We start from the raw sequence: 16,517 nt of genomic DNA on the forward strand, positions 1-16,517 counted from the left end.
TAGCGTGGCGCCGGTGGGGCGCCGCCATGCGTGGGTGTTCGCCGTAGACGCTGTCGCGCAGTGGCGACGAACGGTGCGAAAAAAAGCGGGCCTCGCGGGCCCGCTCTTCAGTAATTGAGGCTCGACGCGCCGAGCGACGCGGCGCCTCAGTCGAAGCGCCCGGTGCGCGCCATTTCCATCAAACGCGCGATGCGTTCCTCGGTCGCAGGGTGCGTCGAGAACAGACTCGCGATACCGCCGCCCGACAGCGGATTCATGATCATCATCTGCGCGGTGGCCGGATGCGCCTCGGCCGTCGGGAACGGAATGCCGCTCGCATAGCGATGGATCTTGTCGAGCGCCGACGCCAGTGCCTGCGGGTCGCCCGAAATCTGCGCGCCGCCCCGGTCGGCTTCGAATTCGCGCGCACGCGAAATCGCCATCTGGATCAACGCGCCCGCAATCGGCGCGAGCAGCGCAACCGCGATGCTCGCGATCGGGTTCGCGGGACGGCCGTTTTCGTCGCGGCCGCCGAAGAACATCGCGAAGTTCGCCAACGCGGAAATCGCGCCGGCCATGGTCGCCGAAATCGTCGAGATCAGAATGTCGCGATGCTTCACGTGCGCGAGTTCGTGCGCCATTACGCCGCGCATTTCGCGCTCGGACAGTACGCGCAGAATGCCGGTGGTCGCCGCGACTGCCGCGTGCTCCGGGTTGCGGCCGGTGGCGAACGCGTTCGGCGCGTCTTCGTTGATCAGGTAGACGCGCGGCATCGGCAGGTTCGCGCGCGTGGCAAGATCGCGCACCATCCGATAGAACTGCGGCGCGCTGTTTTCGTCGACTTCCTGCGCGTTGTACATGCGCAGGACCATCTTGTCGGAGAACCAGTACGAGAAGAAATTCATCCCAAGGGCGATCACGAGCGCGACCATCATGCCGCGCGACCCGCCGATCATCCCGCCGATCACGATGAAAAGGGCCGTAATCGCGGCCATCAACATCGCGGTTTTCACCCAGTTAAACATGTCTGCAACTCCTTGCCCCGAGCGTGGCCTTCATCTCCGTGCCGCGCGATTGCGGCGTCAGATTGTAAGCGAAATGTTAGATATGGGCGATGCGGGAAAATTCAATCATCGCGAGGCGGTCGCGAGTTTGATGCCGAGGCCGACGAACGCGCTGCCGACGCCGCGATCGAGCCAGCGCTTGACTGCAGCTTTGCCCGAGAAACGCTGCGTGACGCTTCCCGCGATCCACGCGACGAAACTGTTCCAGACCATGCTCATCAGCACGAAGACCGCGCCGAGCGTGAGAAACGCGAAGGTTTTGTGTTCGCTGCCCGTCGCGACGAATTGCGGGAAGAACGACACGAAGAACAGCACGACCTTCGGATTCAGCACGTTGGTCCAGAAGCCCTGCAGGAACAGCTGCCGCAGCGACTTCGGCGTGGACGGCGCGCGCGCGTCGCCGACCGGCGCATCCGCGGCCGGCTTCGCAAAAATCAGGCGCACCCCCAGATAGATCAGATAAATCGCGCCGACGAATTTGACTATGGTGAACGCCGTGGCCGACGCGGCCAGCAGCGCGGTCAGCCCAAACGCGCAGGCAAGCGAGTGAATGCAGCAGCCCGCCGAAATGCCGAGCGCCGACATCAGCCCCGCGCCGCGGCCCTGGGCGACGCTGCGCCCGACGATATAAGCGGTATCCGGCCCCGGGGTGATGTTCAGGAGAAAAACCGCGACGATGAAAAACTCGAAATGGACGATGCCGAACATGTGATGAACCCTCGAAAACCTAGTCTGCTGCATGGAGGATTCTAACGCGCGTCGCGCTCGCGGCGGGCGCGGAGACACCGGCCGAATGGACGATGCTCCGGCGTGCGAGACGCGCTTATTGCGCCTCGGGAAGCTGGAAGCGCTGGCCCGCGGCGAGCGGCGAGCCAGCAAGGAATTCGCGCACCGGCAGGCGCTTGCCGCCGGGCTTCTGCAATTGCGTCAGACGCAGCGCACCTTCGCCGCAAGCGACCAGCACGCCGTCGGGCGCAACCTCGACGATGGTGCCTGGCGCCTTGTTGCTGCCCGACGCCGGCGAGGCCACGGCGGTGGCGGCCCAGATCTTGACGGTGCTGCCGTCGTCGAGCGTGCCGGCGCCGCCGGGGAACGGGTCGAACGCGCGCACCTGACGCGCAAGCGCCTCGGCCGGCCGGCGCCAGTCGAGCGCCGCTTCGTGCTTGGCGATTTTCTCGGCGTAGGTCACGCCGTCGGCCGGTTGCGGGATCGACGTCAGCTTGCCGCTGCGCTCGAGCTCGATCAGTGCGTCGACGATCAGTTGCGCGCCGTCCCCGGCGAGGCGGTCGTGCAGGGTGGCGGTGGTGTCGTCGGCGGAGATGGGGGTGCGTACTTCGGAAATCATCGCGCCGGTGTCGAGTCCAGCGTCCATCTGCATCAGCGTGATGCCGGTTTGCGCGTCGCCCGCCTCGATCGCGCGATGAATCGGCGCCGCGCCGCGCCAGCGTGGCAGCAGCGACGCGTGGATGTTGATGCAGCCGAAGCGCGGAATGTCGAGCACTTCCTGCGGCAGGATCAGTCCGTAGGCGGCGACAACCATCACATCGTGCGGCGTCGCGCGCAGTTGCTCGATGCCGGCGGCGGCTTCCTGTGGATATTTGCCAGCGCGGCGCAGCGACGTGGGCTGCGCAACCGCGAGGCCGTGCTCCTGTGCGTAGCGCTTGACCGGACTCGTCTGCAGCTTCATGCCGCGACCCGCCGGCCGGTCCGGCTGCGTCAAGACGAGCGGCACGGCAAACCCGGCGCCATGGATCGCGGCCAGCGCGGCCGCGGCGAATTCCGGTGTGCCGGCAAAGATGACGCGCAACGAATGACTCATGAATGGGGCGGTAGGCAAGTTGAAAGCGCGTTACATCGCGTGGGCGAGCTTCTTCATCTTGCTCTTGATGCGCGTTTGCTTCAGCGGCGACAGATATTCGACGAACACGCGGCCCATCAGGTGATCCATTTCGTGCTGGATGCACACGGCGAGCAGCCCCTCGCAATCGAGCTCGAACGTTTCGCCCTTCGCGTTGAGCGCACGCACGCGCACTTTCTCGGCACGCTCCACGTTGTCGTAGATCCCGGGCACCGACAGGCAGCCCTCTTCCGACAACTTCCTCTCATCGCTCGACCAGACGATTTCCGGGTTGATGAACGCGAGCAGTTCGTCGTGCGTTTCCGACACGTCGATCACGATCACGCGTTCGTGCACGTCCACCTGGGTGGCGGCGAGGCCGACGCCGGGCGCCGCGTACATCGTTTCGGCCATGTCCGCGACGAGACGGCGGATACGGTCGTTGACTTCCGGGACGGGCTTCGCCACCTTGTGCAGCCGTTTGTCCGGGTAATTGAGGATGCTCAGTAAAGCCATGATTTCGAGTGTGATTTGAGACGCCGCCAACCGTTGGAGGCTCGCGTTGGCCATTTGGCCAGGTTGTGAGCCCGTCGTAATACGCAGAGGATAGATGATGTCGAACCGGTTCGATTCAACGCGCCTCGTGCGCCCGACGACGAACCCGCGCCGGTAAGCGCGGCGCCGCGATTATTCGCGGCTCATTGCCGTTTTATTTCCGCGTTTTTATTTCGGATGATGAAAATTTTAGCATGGCGCCCGCCTGCCCGCAGGCCCCGCCAGAGGAGCGACCGCATGCAGACCTTGCCCGCAACCCGTATCGAACTTGCCGCCTGGCTGCGGTTGTCACTTGCGCCGGGCCTCAACCCCGCGGCGTTGCGCCTGTTGCTGGGCGCATTCGGGCTGCCGCAGGCGCTGTTGGCGCAGTCGCCGGAGACGCTCGCGGAGGTCGCCGGTGATGCCGCGGCGCGCGCGGTGCTGGCGCCGCCGGGTCCAGCGCTCGACGGCCAGCTCGATGCGGTGCTCGCATGGCGCGAGCAGCCGGGCAACCAGATCGTCACGCTCGACGATCCCGCCTATCCGCCCGCGCTGCTGACCATGCCCGATCCGCCACCGCTCCTATATATAAAGGGCCGGCTCGATCTGCTGCATACGCACGCGGTCGCGCTGGTAGGCAGCCGCAGCGCGACGCCGCAGGGCATCGAGGATGCGCGGCGGTTCGCGCGAGAGCTGTCGGCGGCGGGCGTGACGGTCGTATCGGGGCTCGCACTCGGCATCGACGGCGCCGCGCATCGGGGCGGGTTGGAAGGTGTCGGCGGAACGGTCGCGGTGGTCGGCACCGGCGCGGACCTCGTATATCCCGCCGCGCATCAAGCACTCGCGCGGCAGATCGCGGCGCAGGGTGCGATTCTCTCGGAGTGGCCGCTCGGCACGCCGGCACGCGCCGCCAACTTCCCACAGCGCAACCGGCTCATTGCTGGGCTAGTCAGCGGAGTTGTGATCGTCGAGGCGGCTATGCGTTCCGGTTCGCTCATTACCGCGCGGCTTGCCAATGAGATGGGGCGCGACGTGTTCGCGTTGCCCGGATCGATTTACGCGCCGTTGTCGCGCGGCTGTCATCGGATGATCAAGCAGGGAGCGCGGCTCGTGGAAACGCCTGACGAGGTGCTGGAGGAACTCGGTTTTGCCCGGCGACCGGCGGGCGATGCGAGACGCTCGGCGAAGCGGGCCGTGCCGCTGGAGCATGCGGGTTTGTACGTTTCGTCGGGTGGGACCGCTTTGCCCGCTCCGACCTCAGCCTTCGCCGACTCACCGTCGTCCGGGCCGGCCTCGCAGCCGGCGCTCGCCCCTGACGTACAGCGTCTGCTCGCCGCGCTCGGCCATTCGCCGACCACGCTTGAAATTCTCGCCGCCCGTACCGAGATGGAGAACGCCGCCCTGCACGCCGCCTTGCTCCGGCTCGAACTCGCCGGCGAGGTCACGCTGCTGCCTGGCGGCCGCTTCATGCGAGCCCATCATGACTGAGCCGAGACTGACCGGCGTCAATGCAGATTGGCAACTTTTCGCGACCGGCCATGCTACATTCGCGCCAAAGCACCCGACAAAGCACACAAGGAAATCACTTCATGCCCGCGCTGAACCTCGACACCGACCAGGACCGGATCGCCGAGCGCGTCAACGAACCCGACACGCTGTTCGTTGCATGCCTGTGCGCGGAGTGGTGCGGAACGTGTCGCGAGTACCGGGACTCCTTCAACCAACTGGCCGAGCGGCACCCGGAAGTCTGTTTCGCATGGATCGACATCGAAACTCATGCGGATCGGTTCGACGATCTGGACGTCGAGAATTTCCCGACCGTCCTGATCGAAGACTCGGTGACGACACGGTTTTTCGGTACGGTTTTGCCACAGGTGTCGATCGTCGAGCGAATGCTGTCGGATCTGACCGCGCTGCCCGGCGTAACCGGTGCGCCAAAGCTTCGGCCGGCACTGGCGGTCGCCTGAAGGCGGCCTCGCGCACCGCCCGATCAAACGGAAAACCTCGCGGCGCGCGGCTTGCGGCACGGGCCCCCGCCGATCACCTGGGACAGCATCGCGGCTGGCATCGCTGTCCGCACGCGGCGTTTGCCGCAGTTGATCAACCGCCGGACGCGCAATTATGATGACGCGCTTTTATGGCACTTGGCCCGTTGGGTTCGCACCTTGTGCTATAAAGCGGTCGTTATTGGGTCGAAAGAGGTCTCAAAGCGAGCGCCGCCCACCATGTTGGCGCTCAAGGCCACCAACCCGGATCTACCAACCTCACATCGAGTCATGTCCAAAGCACTGATCATCGCCGAAAAGCCTTCTGTCGCGAACGACATCGCGCGCGCTTTGGGCGGCTTTACCAAGCATGACGAGTACTACGAAAGCGACGACTATGTCATTTCGTCGGCAGTGGGCCACCTGCTGGAAATCGCCGCGCCCGACGACTACGAAGTCAAGCGTGGCAAGTGGAGCTTTGCCAATCTGCCCGTCATTCCTCCGCATTTCGATTTGAATCCGATCGCGAAGAGCGAGTCGCGCCTGAAGGTGCTGACCAAGCTGATGAAGCGCAAGGACATCGACCGTCTGATCAACGCATGCGACGCGGGGCGCGAGGGCGAACTGATTTTCCGCCTGATCGCGCAGCACGCGAAAGCCAAACAGCCGGTGCAACGGCTGTGGCTGCAGTCGATGACGGCCGGCTCGATCCGCGACGGTTTCGCGCGTCTGCGCAGCGACGAAGAGATGCAGCCGCTCGCCGACGCGGCGCGCTGCCGCTCGGAGGCGGACTGGCTCGTCGGCATCAACGGCACGCGCGCGATGACCGCGTTCAACAGCAAGGGCGGCGGCTTTTTCCTGACCACGGTCGGGCGCGTGCAGACGCCGACGCTATCGATCGTCGTCGAGCGCGAAGAAAAGATTCGACGCTTCGTGCCGCGCGACTACTGGGAAGTGAAGGCGGAGTTCGTCTGCGCGGCCGGCTTCTACGAAGGCCGCTGGTTCGACCCGAAATTCAAGCGCGACGAGTTCGACCCGGAGAAGCGCGATTCGCGCCTCTGGGCGCTGCCCACGGCAGAGACAATCGTCGCGGCTTGCCGCGGGCAGCTCGGCACGGTGACCGAGGAGTCGAAACCGTCGACGCAGCTGTCGCCCGCCCTCTTCGACCTGACCAGCCTGCAGCGCGAAGCCAACGGCCGCTTCGGCTTTTCGGCGAAGAACACACTGGGTCTCGCTCAGGCGCTGTACGAAAAGCACAAAGTGCTGACCTATCCGCGAACCGACGCGCGCGCGTTGCCGGAAGACTATCTGGACACGGTCAAGCAGACGCTCGGCATGCTCAAGGAGAGCAACAACTACCTGCCGTTCGCGAAGCAGGTGCTCGACAAGGGCTGGGTGAAGCCGAACAAGCGCATCTTCGACAACTCGAAGATCAGCGACCACTTCGCAATCATCCCGACGCTGCAGGCGCCGAAGAATCTGTCCGAGCCGGAGCAGAAGCTCTACGACCTCGTCGTGAAGCGCTTCCTCGCCGTGTTCTTCCCTGCCGCCGAATCCCGAGTGACGACGCGTATCACCGAGGTGGTCGGCCACCACTTCAAGACCGAGGGCAAGGTGCTCGTCGAGCCGGGTTGGCTGCAGATCTACGGCCGTGAAACCAGCGGCGACGACGCGAACCTCGTGCCGGTGCAGAAGGACGAAAAGGTCAAGACCGACAAGATCGCCGCGCAGCAACTGATCACGAAGCCGCCCGCACGCTACAACGAAGCGACGCTGCTGTCGGCGATGGAAGGTGCGGGCAAGCTGGTCGAAGACGACGAGCTGCGCGAAGCGATGGCGGCCAAGGGGCTCGGTACGCCGGCGACGCGCGCGGCGATCATCGAAGGTCTGCTCACCGAAAAGTATCTGATCCGCGAAGGCCGCGATCTGATTCCGACAGCCAAGGCCTTCCAGTTGATGACGCTGCTGCGCGGCCTCGGCGTGAAAGAGCTGACCGCGCCGGAACTGACCGGCGAGTGGGAATATAAGCTGTCGCAGATGGAGCGCGGCAACCTGCCGCGCGACGCGTTCATGCAGGAAATCGCGCGCATGACGCAGACCATCGTCAAGCGCGCGAAGGAATACGATTCCGACACGATCCCGGGCGATTACGCGACATTGCAGACACCTTGCCCGAATTGCGGTGGCCAGATTAAGGAAAACTACCGGCGTTTCGCGTGCTCGAAGTGCGAGTTCTCGATCTCGAAGATTCCGGGCGGCCGTCAGTTCGAGATCGCCGAAGTCGAAGAACTGTTGCAGAACAAGACGATCGGGCCGCTGTCGGGCTTCCGCAGCAAGATGGGTCGGCCGTTCTCGGCGATTCTGAAACTGTCGCTCGACGACGAGATCAAGAATTACAAGCTCGAGTTCGACTTCGGCCAGGACGCAGCCGGCGAAGACGGCGAGCCGCCCGACTTCTCCGATCAGCAGCCGGTCGGCGCGTGTCCGAAGTGCCAAGGCCGCGTTTTCGAGCACGGCATGAGCTACGTCTGCGAAAACTCGGTGGCGAGTCCGAAGTCGTGCGACTTCCGTTCCGGCAAGGTAATCCTGCAGCAGGAAATCGCCCGCGAGCAGATGGCCAAACTGCTCGAGGAGGGTCGCACCGATCTGCTGACGAACTTCAAGTCGTCGCGTACCGGCCGTAACTTCAAAGCTTTCCTCGTCAAGCAGAACGACGGCAAGATCGGCTTCGAATTCGAGAAGAAGGAGCCGGCGGCGGCGAAGACCGCAGCGGCGAAGACTTCGGGTGCTCGTTCTGCGGCCAAGGCGATGCCGGAAGCGGACGAAGGTGATACCGCGGTGGCCGTGAAGGCCGAGCCGCCGGAAAGGAAGGTGGCGGCGAAGAAGGCGCCCACCGCCAAGACCGCGGCGGCCAAGAAGGCACCCGCGAAAAAGACCGCGGCGCGAAAAACCGGCTAGTAAGGCGAGATTGGGATCGGCGGCTCGCGGCGGTAGCAGGAATAGCTACATTAGCCACCGCAGTCGGCGATCCGTGCACAGCCCGCGGTGTAGTCTGCATCTGTTCATGAAAAAAGGCGCAGTCACTTGAGGTGACTGCGCCTTTTTAATGCCCGCCCGCATCGCTGCGGGCTTCGACATTCAGAGATTTACAGCGGCGACAATGCCGTCGGGCGTGGGCTGCGATTGGACGACTTCGTCATCGGCTTCGGCACGGCCGGCGACAGCTCGCTATCGAGAAGCCGCGACAGCGGCTCGGCGCCATCGAACGCTTCCGGTGCGCGCGACTGGGCAGTCTCGAGCGCGTCCGACGTCGCGGGACGCTCCAGACCGTCCTTGATCCACTGCTCGCCGAGCACGCTGTTCGGCGTCTGGTTGAAGTGCTCGACCAGATGGTCGATGAACGTGCGCACCTTGGCCGGCAGGTGACGGCGGCTTGGGTACGCAATATTGATCTCGACCTGCGGCAAACGGTAATCGCCGAGCAAACGCACGAGCCGGCCGCGCGTCATGTCGCGACCGATCAGATAGCTCGGCAGAATCGCGGTGCCCATGCCGAGCAGCGCAAACTGTCTCAGCATCTCCGTGTTGTTCGCGACGATCACGTTCGACGGCCGCACGCGCACTTCGCCTTCCGGCCCCGTGAACACGCGTTCATCGCCCCAGTATTCGGATGGCAGGCTCAGGCACGGGTGCTCGAGCAGATGTTCGGGACGCGTCGGCATGCCATGCTTTTCCAGATAAGCCGGCGTCGCGCAGACGGTCATGCAGCCCGTGGTCAGACGCCGCGTAACGATGCTCGCGCTGCGCATTTGCCGCGCGATCACGACGCCGACGTCGAAGCCCTCCTCGACGAGGTCCACCTGACGATCGACCAGCGTGACGTCGGGAATGACTTTCGGATAGCGCTCCGCGTACGTTTGCAGCACGGGCGCGAGGTTATGCAGCCCGAACACGACGGGCGCGACGATGCGTAGCGTGCCGACGGGTTCGTGATTGCGAGCGACCACCATCTGTTCGACGTCTTCCAGTTCGTCGAGAATCTGACGGGCGCGTTCGAGGTAGACCTGACCGGATTCGGTCAGCGACAAGCTGCGGGTCGTGCGATTGAGCAGCCGCGTACCAAGACGGCCCTCGAGGTCGGCGACGTGACGGGTGGCGACCGCGTTGGAAATATCCATCGCGCTCGCGGCGCGGGCAAAACTGCCGAGATCCGCCACCTTGACGAAAACTCGCATCGACTGCAAATGATCCATAGGACAACTCCCTGCCTTGTTACTGCTTCCTGACAATTGGTGAAAACCAGTGAAGCGAACTTGGAATTCTCCTACGACTCGCAAAATCGTGCAGAAGTTGCCCGCAAAATAGGAAATATTGTCAATTTTGGTACGACTGTGTCGATAAAATCGGGGTCTGACCAACGATTATTCCCAAATCAAAAACAATCTGCTGCGCTGCAGCTTGCTCTGTCTTTTTTGTTCGAACAGACGCAACGGCCGTTCGGCCGTTGCGGAATTCGAAAAGACGGAAATAAACCGGGCGCCCAACGAAAAACCGCCCGAGGGCGGCTTTTTATGCTGAGTGGGCACTCACATAATCAAGCTGTGAGTTTTTTCTCGAGCGCGCGCTTCGCCTCAGTCAGTGCCGGCGGCAGACCGTGTTGCAGCGTGTCAAACAGCTTCGTGTGCAACACGAGCTCGTCGCGCCATGCAGTGTCATCGACGGAAATCACCTGCTCGAACTGCTCGCGGCTAAAGTTCAGCCCGCTCCAGTCGATGTCCTCATAATGCGGCGAAATGCCGAACGCATGCTCTTCGCCCTGCGCGGTGCCTTCGATGCGGCCGACCATCCAGCTCAGCACGCGCATGTTCTCGCCGAAGCCCGGCCATACGAACTTGCCGTCCACGCCCTTGCGGAACCAGTTCACGCAGAAGATTTTCGGCAGCTTCGCGCTCAACTGCTGCAGGCGCTCGCCGGTCTTCAGCCAATGGCTGAAATAGTCGCTCATGTTGTAGCCGCAGAACGGCAGCATCGCGAACGGATCGCGGCGCACCACGCCCTGCTGTCCAGCCGCCGCGGCGGTGGTTTCAGAGCCCATCGTCGCCGCCATGTAGACGCCCTCGACCCAGTTGCGCGCTTCGGTGACGAGCGGCACGGTGGTCGAGCGGCGGCCACCGAAGATGAATGCGTCGATTGCGACACCGGCCGGGTTTTCCCAGTCCGCGTCGATCGATGGGCACTGCGAAGCCGGCGCCGTGAAGCGCGCGTTCGGATGCGCCGCCTTGCGGCCGGTTTCCTTTGCCTCGGCCGGCGTCCAGTCCTTGCCCTGCCAGTCGATCAGATGCGCCGGCGGCTCGTCGGTCATGCCTTCCCACCAGACGTCGCCGTCGTCGCTCAGCGCGACGTTTGTGAAGATCACGTTTTCCTTCAACGTGGCGAGCGCGTTGTAGTTGGTCTTTTCGCTCGTGCCCGGCGCAACGCCGAAGTAGCCGGCTTCCGGATTGATCGCGTACAGGCGGCCGTCCTTGCCCGGCTTGATCCACGCGATGTCGTCGCCGATCGTCGAGATTTTCCAGCCGTTCAGGCCCGCCGGCGGGATCAGCATCGCAAAGTTGGTCTTGCCGCACGCCGATGGGAACGCCGCCGCCACGTGATGCTTGCGCCCTTCCGGCGAGGTGACGCCGAGAATCAGCATGTGTTCGGCGAGCCAGCCCTCGTCGCGGCCCATCGTCGATGCGATGCGCAGCGCGAAGCACTTCTTGCCGAGCAGCGCATTGCCGCCATAGCCCGAGCCAAAGCTCCAGATTTCGCGCGATTCGGGGAAATGCACGATGTACTTGGTCTTGTTGCAAGGCCACGACACGTCCTGCTCGCCCGCCGCGAGCGGCGCGCCGACCGAATGCACGCACGGCACGAACTGACCGTCCTCGCCGAGCACGTCATACACCTTGCGGCCCATGCGCGTCATGATGCGCATATTGGTCGCGACGTACGGGCTGTCGCTCAACTCGACGCCGATATGCGCGATCGGCGAGCCGAGGGGGCCCATCGAGAACGGCACCACGTACATCGTGCGGCCGCGCATCGCGCCATCGAACAGGCCGTCGAGCGTCGAGCGCATTTCGGCCGGGGCGATCCAGTTGTTGGTAGGGCCGGCGTCCTCGGCGCGCTGCGAGCAGATGAAGGTGCGATCCTCGACGCGCGCGACGTCGGACGGATCGGACCAGGCGAGATAGGAATTGGGACGCTTGGCGGGGTTGAGTTTCTTCAGGGTTCCGGCTTCGACCATCTGCGCGCACAGGCGGTCATATTCTTCCTGCGAGCCGTCGCACCAGACCACTTTTTCAGGCTTGGTCAGCGCGGCGATGCGCTGGACCCAGTCGATCAGCTTGCGGTGTTTGACCCATGTGGGCGCCTCGATAGTTGGCTGCCCTTCGAACGAGGGATGATTCATCGACTTGTCTCCGTTTGAAGCAATAGAAAAACGGTACAAGCCCGCGGGACGCTGCATGCGAGAGGCATTGAATTCATCGCGCCGACGTGTCAATTTTCCACTGGCGGCGCATGATTGCGCAGATCGTCCTGGGCCACACAGCTTGCCAGGCGGAGGCGCGCTTCCTACAAGGCTTCTGCAACCTTGTGTAAAGCGGCTTGCCTCAACACGCAACAAACTGCTAAAAACGTTCTCAATTCGCCTTCACGTAGCGTTGCCGTTCTTCTGTGTGCGACAGCTTCTACGGTAGGGCATCTAGCCAGACTAACGTGTGACCTAAGTCACATGGTGGGACAGTCAGCATAACATTCCGTTCGCACCAACGAGGTGCGCCGCAAATTACATACCATGAAGATTGCCATCCTCGACGATTATCAGGACGCCGTTCGCAAGCTCGACTGCTTTCACTTGCTAGCCGACCAGGAAGTCAAAGTATTCAACAATACCGTGCGCGGTCTCGGACAACTTGCGAGCCGTCTTGCGGAAGTCGACGCCCTCGTCCTGATTCGCGAACGTACCCGCATCACGTCGCAACTACTAGACAAGCTGCCGCGTTTGCGCATGATCAGTCAGACTGGCAAAGTGTCGAGCCACATCGATCTAGCGGCCTGTACCGAGCGCGGCATTGCCGTGCTCGAGGGCAGCGGTTCGCCGGTCGCGCCGGCCGAACTGACGTGGGCACTCATCATGGCCGCCCAACGGCGTATTCCGCAATACGTGGCAAACCTTAAACAGGGCGCCTGGCAGCAGTCGGGGCTGAAGACGTCGGCGCTGCCGCCGAACTTCGGTTTGGGGCAAGTGCTGCGCGGACAGACGCTAGGGATCTGGGGCTACGGCAAGATCGGCCGACTGCTCGCCGGCTACGGCAAGGCGTTCGGCATGAACGTGCTGATCTGGGGCCGCGAGCACTCGCGCGAAGCCGCTCGCGCCGATGGCTACAGCGTCGCGGCGAGTCGTGAGGAACTGTTCGAGACCAGCGATGTGCTGTCCCTGCATCTGCGTCTGCACGACGACACGCGTGGCATCGTCAAGCAGGACGATTTGATGCGCATGAAACCGACCGCGCTGCTCGTGAACACGAGCCGCGCCGAGCTGCTCGAAGAGAGTGCGCTGGTGAACGCGCTGTCGCACAACCGTCCGGGGATGGTCGCGATCGACGTCTACGAAAGCGAGCCGATCCTGCAAGGCTACAGCCTGCTGCGCATGGAGAACGTGATCTGCACGCCGCACATCGGCTACGTCGAGCGCGAGAGCTACGAGCTGTATTTTTCGGCGGCGTTCAACAACATCCTCGCGTTCGACGCCGGCGATACCGCCAGTGTCGCGAATCCGGAGGCGTTGCAGGGCGGGCGTCGGCGGTGATTGGTGAGCGAGGCGGCCGGGATCAGCTGTGTGCCCGCCCCGCCGCGTCGCTCATCGCGCTTCGTGCGCTCCCGCCTCGATCAATGCAGGGATGCGTTCGAGGAAGACCTCGCCGTCGGCGCGGCCAAGGTTATAGGCGTGCACCATCTGCGACGGACTCGTGTAATCCCAACTCGAAATCGGCACCTTGCGCGACGGTTGCACGTAAAGCCGCTGCTGCACGCCGTGTGGCACGACGAACATCTGCGGCCGCGGATAAAGACGCGTGACCATCACGAGCACGTTGCCCGGCGCGTCGGCATCTAGCGCGCCGACCGGCACGTTGTCGACCATGCCGCCGTCCAGCACCGGCCGGCCGTTGCGCCGCAGAACCGGCGTGAACGGCGGTGTACTCGACGATTGCAGGATCAGGTCGGCCAACTCGTCGACGCTCGCGCAATCCTGCGCGCGCACGAATTCCGGATGAAAACCGAGCGTCCGACCGAGCGTCGGATGCAGCGTCTTGCGCACGTATTTTTCGATGTTGTACGCGACCAACCCTGCCGCGACCGCGCTTCTCGCGCCGAGCCAGCGCGGCAGATGCGACACGCCGATGCGGATTTCCGGCGCCTGCGCGAGCCTGGAAAACTTGTCGCCATAGATATCGAGCAGCGCCTGACGGTAGATCCGGTAATGCGGGAACACCGACTCGCCGCGCAGCAGATTGCCCCAGTAGGCGTTGCGCGTGTTGTGGCGCAGTGCGTCTTCGTAATAGCGCATAACCCAGTCGGAGTCGCCGCGCGTGTAAATCATGCACGCGGTTGCGGCGCCGGCCGAAATGCCGGTGATCACGCGCGGACGGATGTCGAGCTGCGGCTGCACGACGTCCCAGAAACCCGCCTGCCACCAGCAGCGGTTGCCGCCGCCGGCGAATACGACCTGATCGAACATGCTGCTTTTCCTTCGCGCGGATTGTGTTGGCGGCCCGCTCGGGTCCGACGCGCATTCACTCGAGCAGCGCGTAAGTGGTAGTGGCTTGAACCGCCATGTTGCCGCCTTCGTCGAACAGTTCGACTTCGCCAAACACGAGATTGCGGCCCATGCGCAGCACGCGCGCCTTGACCAGAACATCGCCCTTGCGGACCGCGCGCATGAAGTTGATGTTCAGCGACACCGTGCTCATCGGCTTGAAGCCGCCGAGCGCGGCGGTAATGGCGACGACCATCGCCGTATCCGCGGCCGCCATGAATACCTGGCCGCTGATCATGCCGCCCGAGTGTCGCCACTCGCCAGAGAACGGCAGACGCAGCGTGGCGCTTTGCTCGTCGACCTTGATCGGCGTCAACGTGAGCGCCCGGACCCATGGGGCGAGAACTCGGTCGAGCAGCTCGGTAATCTCTTTGTCATCCATGGGAATCCCCGGGCGAAAGCCGCGATGCTGCGTGCAGGAGGTGTCTCCGCGACATGATACCGGCAGCGTCGGACGCGTCGATGTTTTCGGGATGGCGGCTTTGTCGAGGGAACGCTCAAGTTCGGGCGATGCGATCTTTTTAATAACACTGCGAAGAGGGCTTGGCAATCTCGAAAAGATCCTGCATAATTTCGCTTCTGTTGGGGCGTTAGCTCAGTTGGTAGAGCAGCGGACTCTTAATCCGTAGGTCGAGTGTTCGAGTCACTCACGCCCCACCAATCAATTCAAGCACTTAGCCCAGCCTACACGGCTGGGCTTTGCTTTCTGGGTTTCGTGTAGGCACGGTGTAGGCATTTTGGGACCACATCAGTCAACGTCGATCCACATCCACGGGTCAGGCAGCGGTCCAATCTGGACACTGGAGCCGTCGTCCGCATTGCTCCGGTCGCGCACCGTGGAGGCTGGGCAGGTCTTTACCGAGGCCATGCGTCCCGTCGCTTTTCGCGGTTGCCTGCCCCCCTCCATCGCTTGCATAGAGTCTCGCAGCTGGCTGAAGTCGCTTCGACCTGCCGCCCGACCAGGTGATCGAACAATGGCATGAGCTGCACAAAACGCCGACGGTCGGTAGCAGCAAAGCGGCGGTCGCCGCCAACCTGTTGCGGCTTCGGAAGGCCATGGGACTGCCCGAGCCGTACCGTCGAGCGGGTTCGGATACGACGGTGGCTCGCCGGGCTAACGAACGTTTAGAGCAACACAGAAACGGGGCCGCGTGGCCCCGTTGTCATGTGCGCGTTGACCGCTCGGATTCGCTTGCCGAGAAGCATCAGCGACGGAGCAAAATCCTTGCAATCTGTCTCACCGTTGTCGACCGTTTGCGTCGCTCACGCCGCCGTTGCTAGTGCTGGGGTGGTCAGAGCTTGATGCAGTACGGCTTCCAACAAGCGACCGTTATCAGCTTCTGTTGCTCGGCGTTCTGTGAAGTGCCATCGCTATTCGTGTAGGTGGGTGCGCCGCCGTCCGCTCCGGAACCCGTCCCGCTGCTGCCCCCACTGTTGCCGCTCGACAGAGTCGCGTTGCCCGGTGCGTTGTTCGGTGATCCCGGCGAAACCAGGGGCGGCGTCACAACGCATCCCGCACCGGGCACACAGGCCACCGTCGGAGGCGTCACGGGAGCCGCACCGGTATTCGGCGGATTGCCGTTGCTCCCGCCCGACAACTGATTATTCGGATCGGACGGCGGCGTCTGTCCGTTGTTACCCGTCACCAGCCCCGCAAATTGACTACCCCAGTTCTGAAACGAGCCGAGCGGGTCACCATAGGTGTTCTGCAACAACGTGCCGAACGCGTTAAGCAGACCGCCGTTTTGAGCTGTCGCGGCCACGTGTGAATCCGCACCCGAGTTATTCAGCGCCTCGTTCTGCGCCGCTGTTGCTGCGCCTTGCATGTTTTGGCCCGCAAGTCCGGCGAGGCCACCACCGGCCAGCGTCGCAAACGCGGCCAGCGCCGCCTGTTGGCCCGGATCAAGCGGCGCGCCAGTCGCATCAATGGCGCTGATGAAGTCAGGCGAGAAGGCCGCACTGGCGGCCCCACCAATGGCTCCGTCTACACTCTTGCTCGACGAAGCTCATCGATGATCCGCGTCACCGGAGCGCGATGCCCACGATGCTATCCACCAGAATGGACCCCATCGTTCCACCAGCGCCTGTCTCGTTGTCAGATACACAATCGTCCCGTGATTGTTGTACGGAACGACATTTCCAGTGGCTGGATTCGGCGAACGCGGCGCCGTCAAAATATCCCGGTTATACGTTTCGACACTAAAAATTAAACAAGCAATCCCAAGAATAACCGTCAGCCAATACACCAATGGCTTTAT

13 protein-coding genes, 1 tRNA gene and 1 pseudogene are annotated in these 16,517 nt (G+C 63.3%); 6 read left to right on the forward strand and 9 right to left on the reverse strand.

Annotated elements, in window-relative coordinates; all coding sequences use genetic code 11:
- Positions 1–146: 146 nt before the first annotated feature.
- The 4 genes from htpX to def form a co-directional block, all read right to left on the reverse strand.
- Positions 147–1,004: a zinc metalloprotease HtpX gene (gene htpX / locus HDG39_RS02425; RefSeq protein WP_018418965.1), complete on the reverse strand. Its 858-nt coding sequence runs from the start codon at positions 1,002–1,004 to the stop codon at positions 147–149.
- A 105-nt stretch (positions 1,005–1,109) separates the two neighbouring features.
- Positions 1,110–1,751, reverse strand: a complete 642-nt coding sequence (locus HDG39_RS02430; RefSeq protein ID WP_184002925.1) for a LysE family translocator — start codon at positions 1,749–1,751, stop codon at positions 1,110–1,112.
- Between the two features lie 115 nt (positions 1,752–1,866).
- Positions 1,867–2,862, reverse strand: coding sequence for a methionyl-tRNA formyltransferase (gene fmt, locus HDG39_RS02435; RefSeq protein ID WP_184002927.1), 996 nt, complete (start codon positions 2,860–2,862; stop codon positions 1,867–1,869).
- A gap of 30 nt (positions 2,863–2,892) precedes the next feature.
- A complete protein-coding gene (gene def, locus HDG39_RS02440) occupies positions 2,893–3,396 on the reverse strand; it encodes a peptide deformylase (RefSeq protein ID WP_026225536.1) in 504 nt (167 codons plus the stop codon).
- A 276-nt stretch (positions 3,397–3,672) separates the two neighbouring features.
- Here def and dprA point away from each other — a divergent pair, with 276 nt between their 5' ends.
- From dprA to HDG39_RS02455, 3 genes are all read left to right on the forward strand, one after another.
- On the forward strand, positions 3,673–4,902 hold the full coding sequence (dprA, locus tag HDG39_RS02445; protein WP_184002929.1) for a DNA-processing protein DprA: 1,230 nt from the start codon (positions 3,673–3,675) through the stop codon (positions 4,900–4,902).
- Between the two features lie 101 nt (positions 4,903–5,003).
- On the forward strand, positions 5,004–5,381 hold the full coding sequence (locus HDG39_RS02450; RefSeq protein ID WP_018418960.1) for a thioredoxin family protein: 378 nt from the start codon (positions 5,004–5,006) through the stop codon (positions 5,379–5,381).
- 309 nt (positions 5,382–5,690) lie between these two features.
- Positions 5,691–8,357, forward strand: a complete 2,667-nt coding sequence (locus tag HDG39_RS02455; protein WP_184002931.1) for a DNA topoisomerase III — start codon at positions 5,691–5,693, stop codon at positions 8,355–8,357.
- Between the two features lie 188 nt (positions 8,358–8,545).
- Here the strand turns inward: HDG39_RS02455 and HDG39_RS02460 are convergent, their stop codons facing one another.
- Positions 8,546–9,652, reverse strand: a complete 1,107-nt coding sequence (locus HDG39_RS02460) for a LysR family transcriptional regulator (RefSeq protein ID WP_184002933.1) — start codon at positions 9,650–9,652, stop codon at positions 8,546–8,548.
- Positions 9,653–9,993: 341 nt separating this feature from the next.
- The gene (locus HDG39_RS02465) at positions 9,994–11,850 is read right to left on the reverse strand and encodes a phosphoenolpyruvate carboxykinase (GTP) (RefSeq protein WP_184002935.1); all 1,857 of its coding nucleotides are present in this window, start codon (positions 11,848–11,850) and stop codon (positions 9,994–9,996) included.
- A 387-nt stretch (positions 11,851–12,237) separates the two neighbouring features.
- On the opposite strand from HDG39_RS02465, the gene HDG39_RS02470 reads away from it, so the two are divergent.
- Complete coding sequence (locus tag HDG39_RS02470; protein ID WP_018418956.1) at positions 12,238–13,251, forward strand: D-2-hydroxyacid dehydrogenase family protein; 1,014 nt, start codon at positions 12,238–12,240, stop codon at positions 13,249–13,251.
- Between the two features lie 51 nt (positions 13,252–13,302).
- Here HDG39_RS02470 and HDG39_RS02475 read toward each other — a convergent pair whose 3' ends face one another.
- Together HDG39_RS02475 and HDG39_RS02480 are read right to left on the reverse strand one after the other, a co-directional pair.
- Entirely contained in the window at positions 13,303–14,181 is an 879-nt protein-coding gene (locus tag HDG39_RS02475; RefSeq protein WP_184002937.1) for a patatin-like phospholipase family protein, read from the reverse strand.
- Positions 14,182–14,236: 55 nt separating this feature from the next.
- The gene (locus tag HDG39_RS02480; protein ID WP_184002939.1) at positions 14,237–14,641 is read right to left on the reverse strand and encodes a PaaI family thioesterase; all 405 of its coding nucleotides are present in this window, start codon (positions 14,639–14,641) and stop codon (positions 14,237–14,239) included.
- 202 nt (positions 14,642–14,843) lie between these two features.
- On the opposite strand from HDG39_RS02480, the gene HDG39_RS02485 reads away from it, so the two are divergent.
- Positions 14,844–14,919, forward strand: a tRNA-Lys gene (locus tag HDG39_RS02485).
- Between the two features lie 254 nt (positions 14,920–15,173).
- Positions 15,174–15,377, forward strand: a pseudogene (locus tag HDG39_RS34850) (hypothetical protein); the annotation flags it as partial.
- Positions 15,378–15,551: 174 nt separating this feature from the next.
- Here HDG39_RS34850 and HDG39_RS34855 read toward each other — a convergent pair.
- Positions 15,552–16,235 (reverse strand): VENN motif pre-toxin domain-containing protein, encoded by a 684-nt coding sequence (locus tag HDG39_RS34855; protein ID WP_409259148.1) that lies wholly within the window; start codon positions 16,233–16,235, stop codon positions 15,552–15,554.
- Positions 16,236–16,517 lie beyond the last annotated feature (282 nt).

This window comes from Paraburkholderia lebeckiae (assembly GCF_014201005.1).
GTDB classification, from domain to species: domain Bacteria; phylum Pseudomonadota; class Gammaproteobacteria; order Burkholderiales; family Burkholderiaceae; genus Paraburkholderia; species Paraburkholderia tuberum.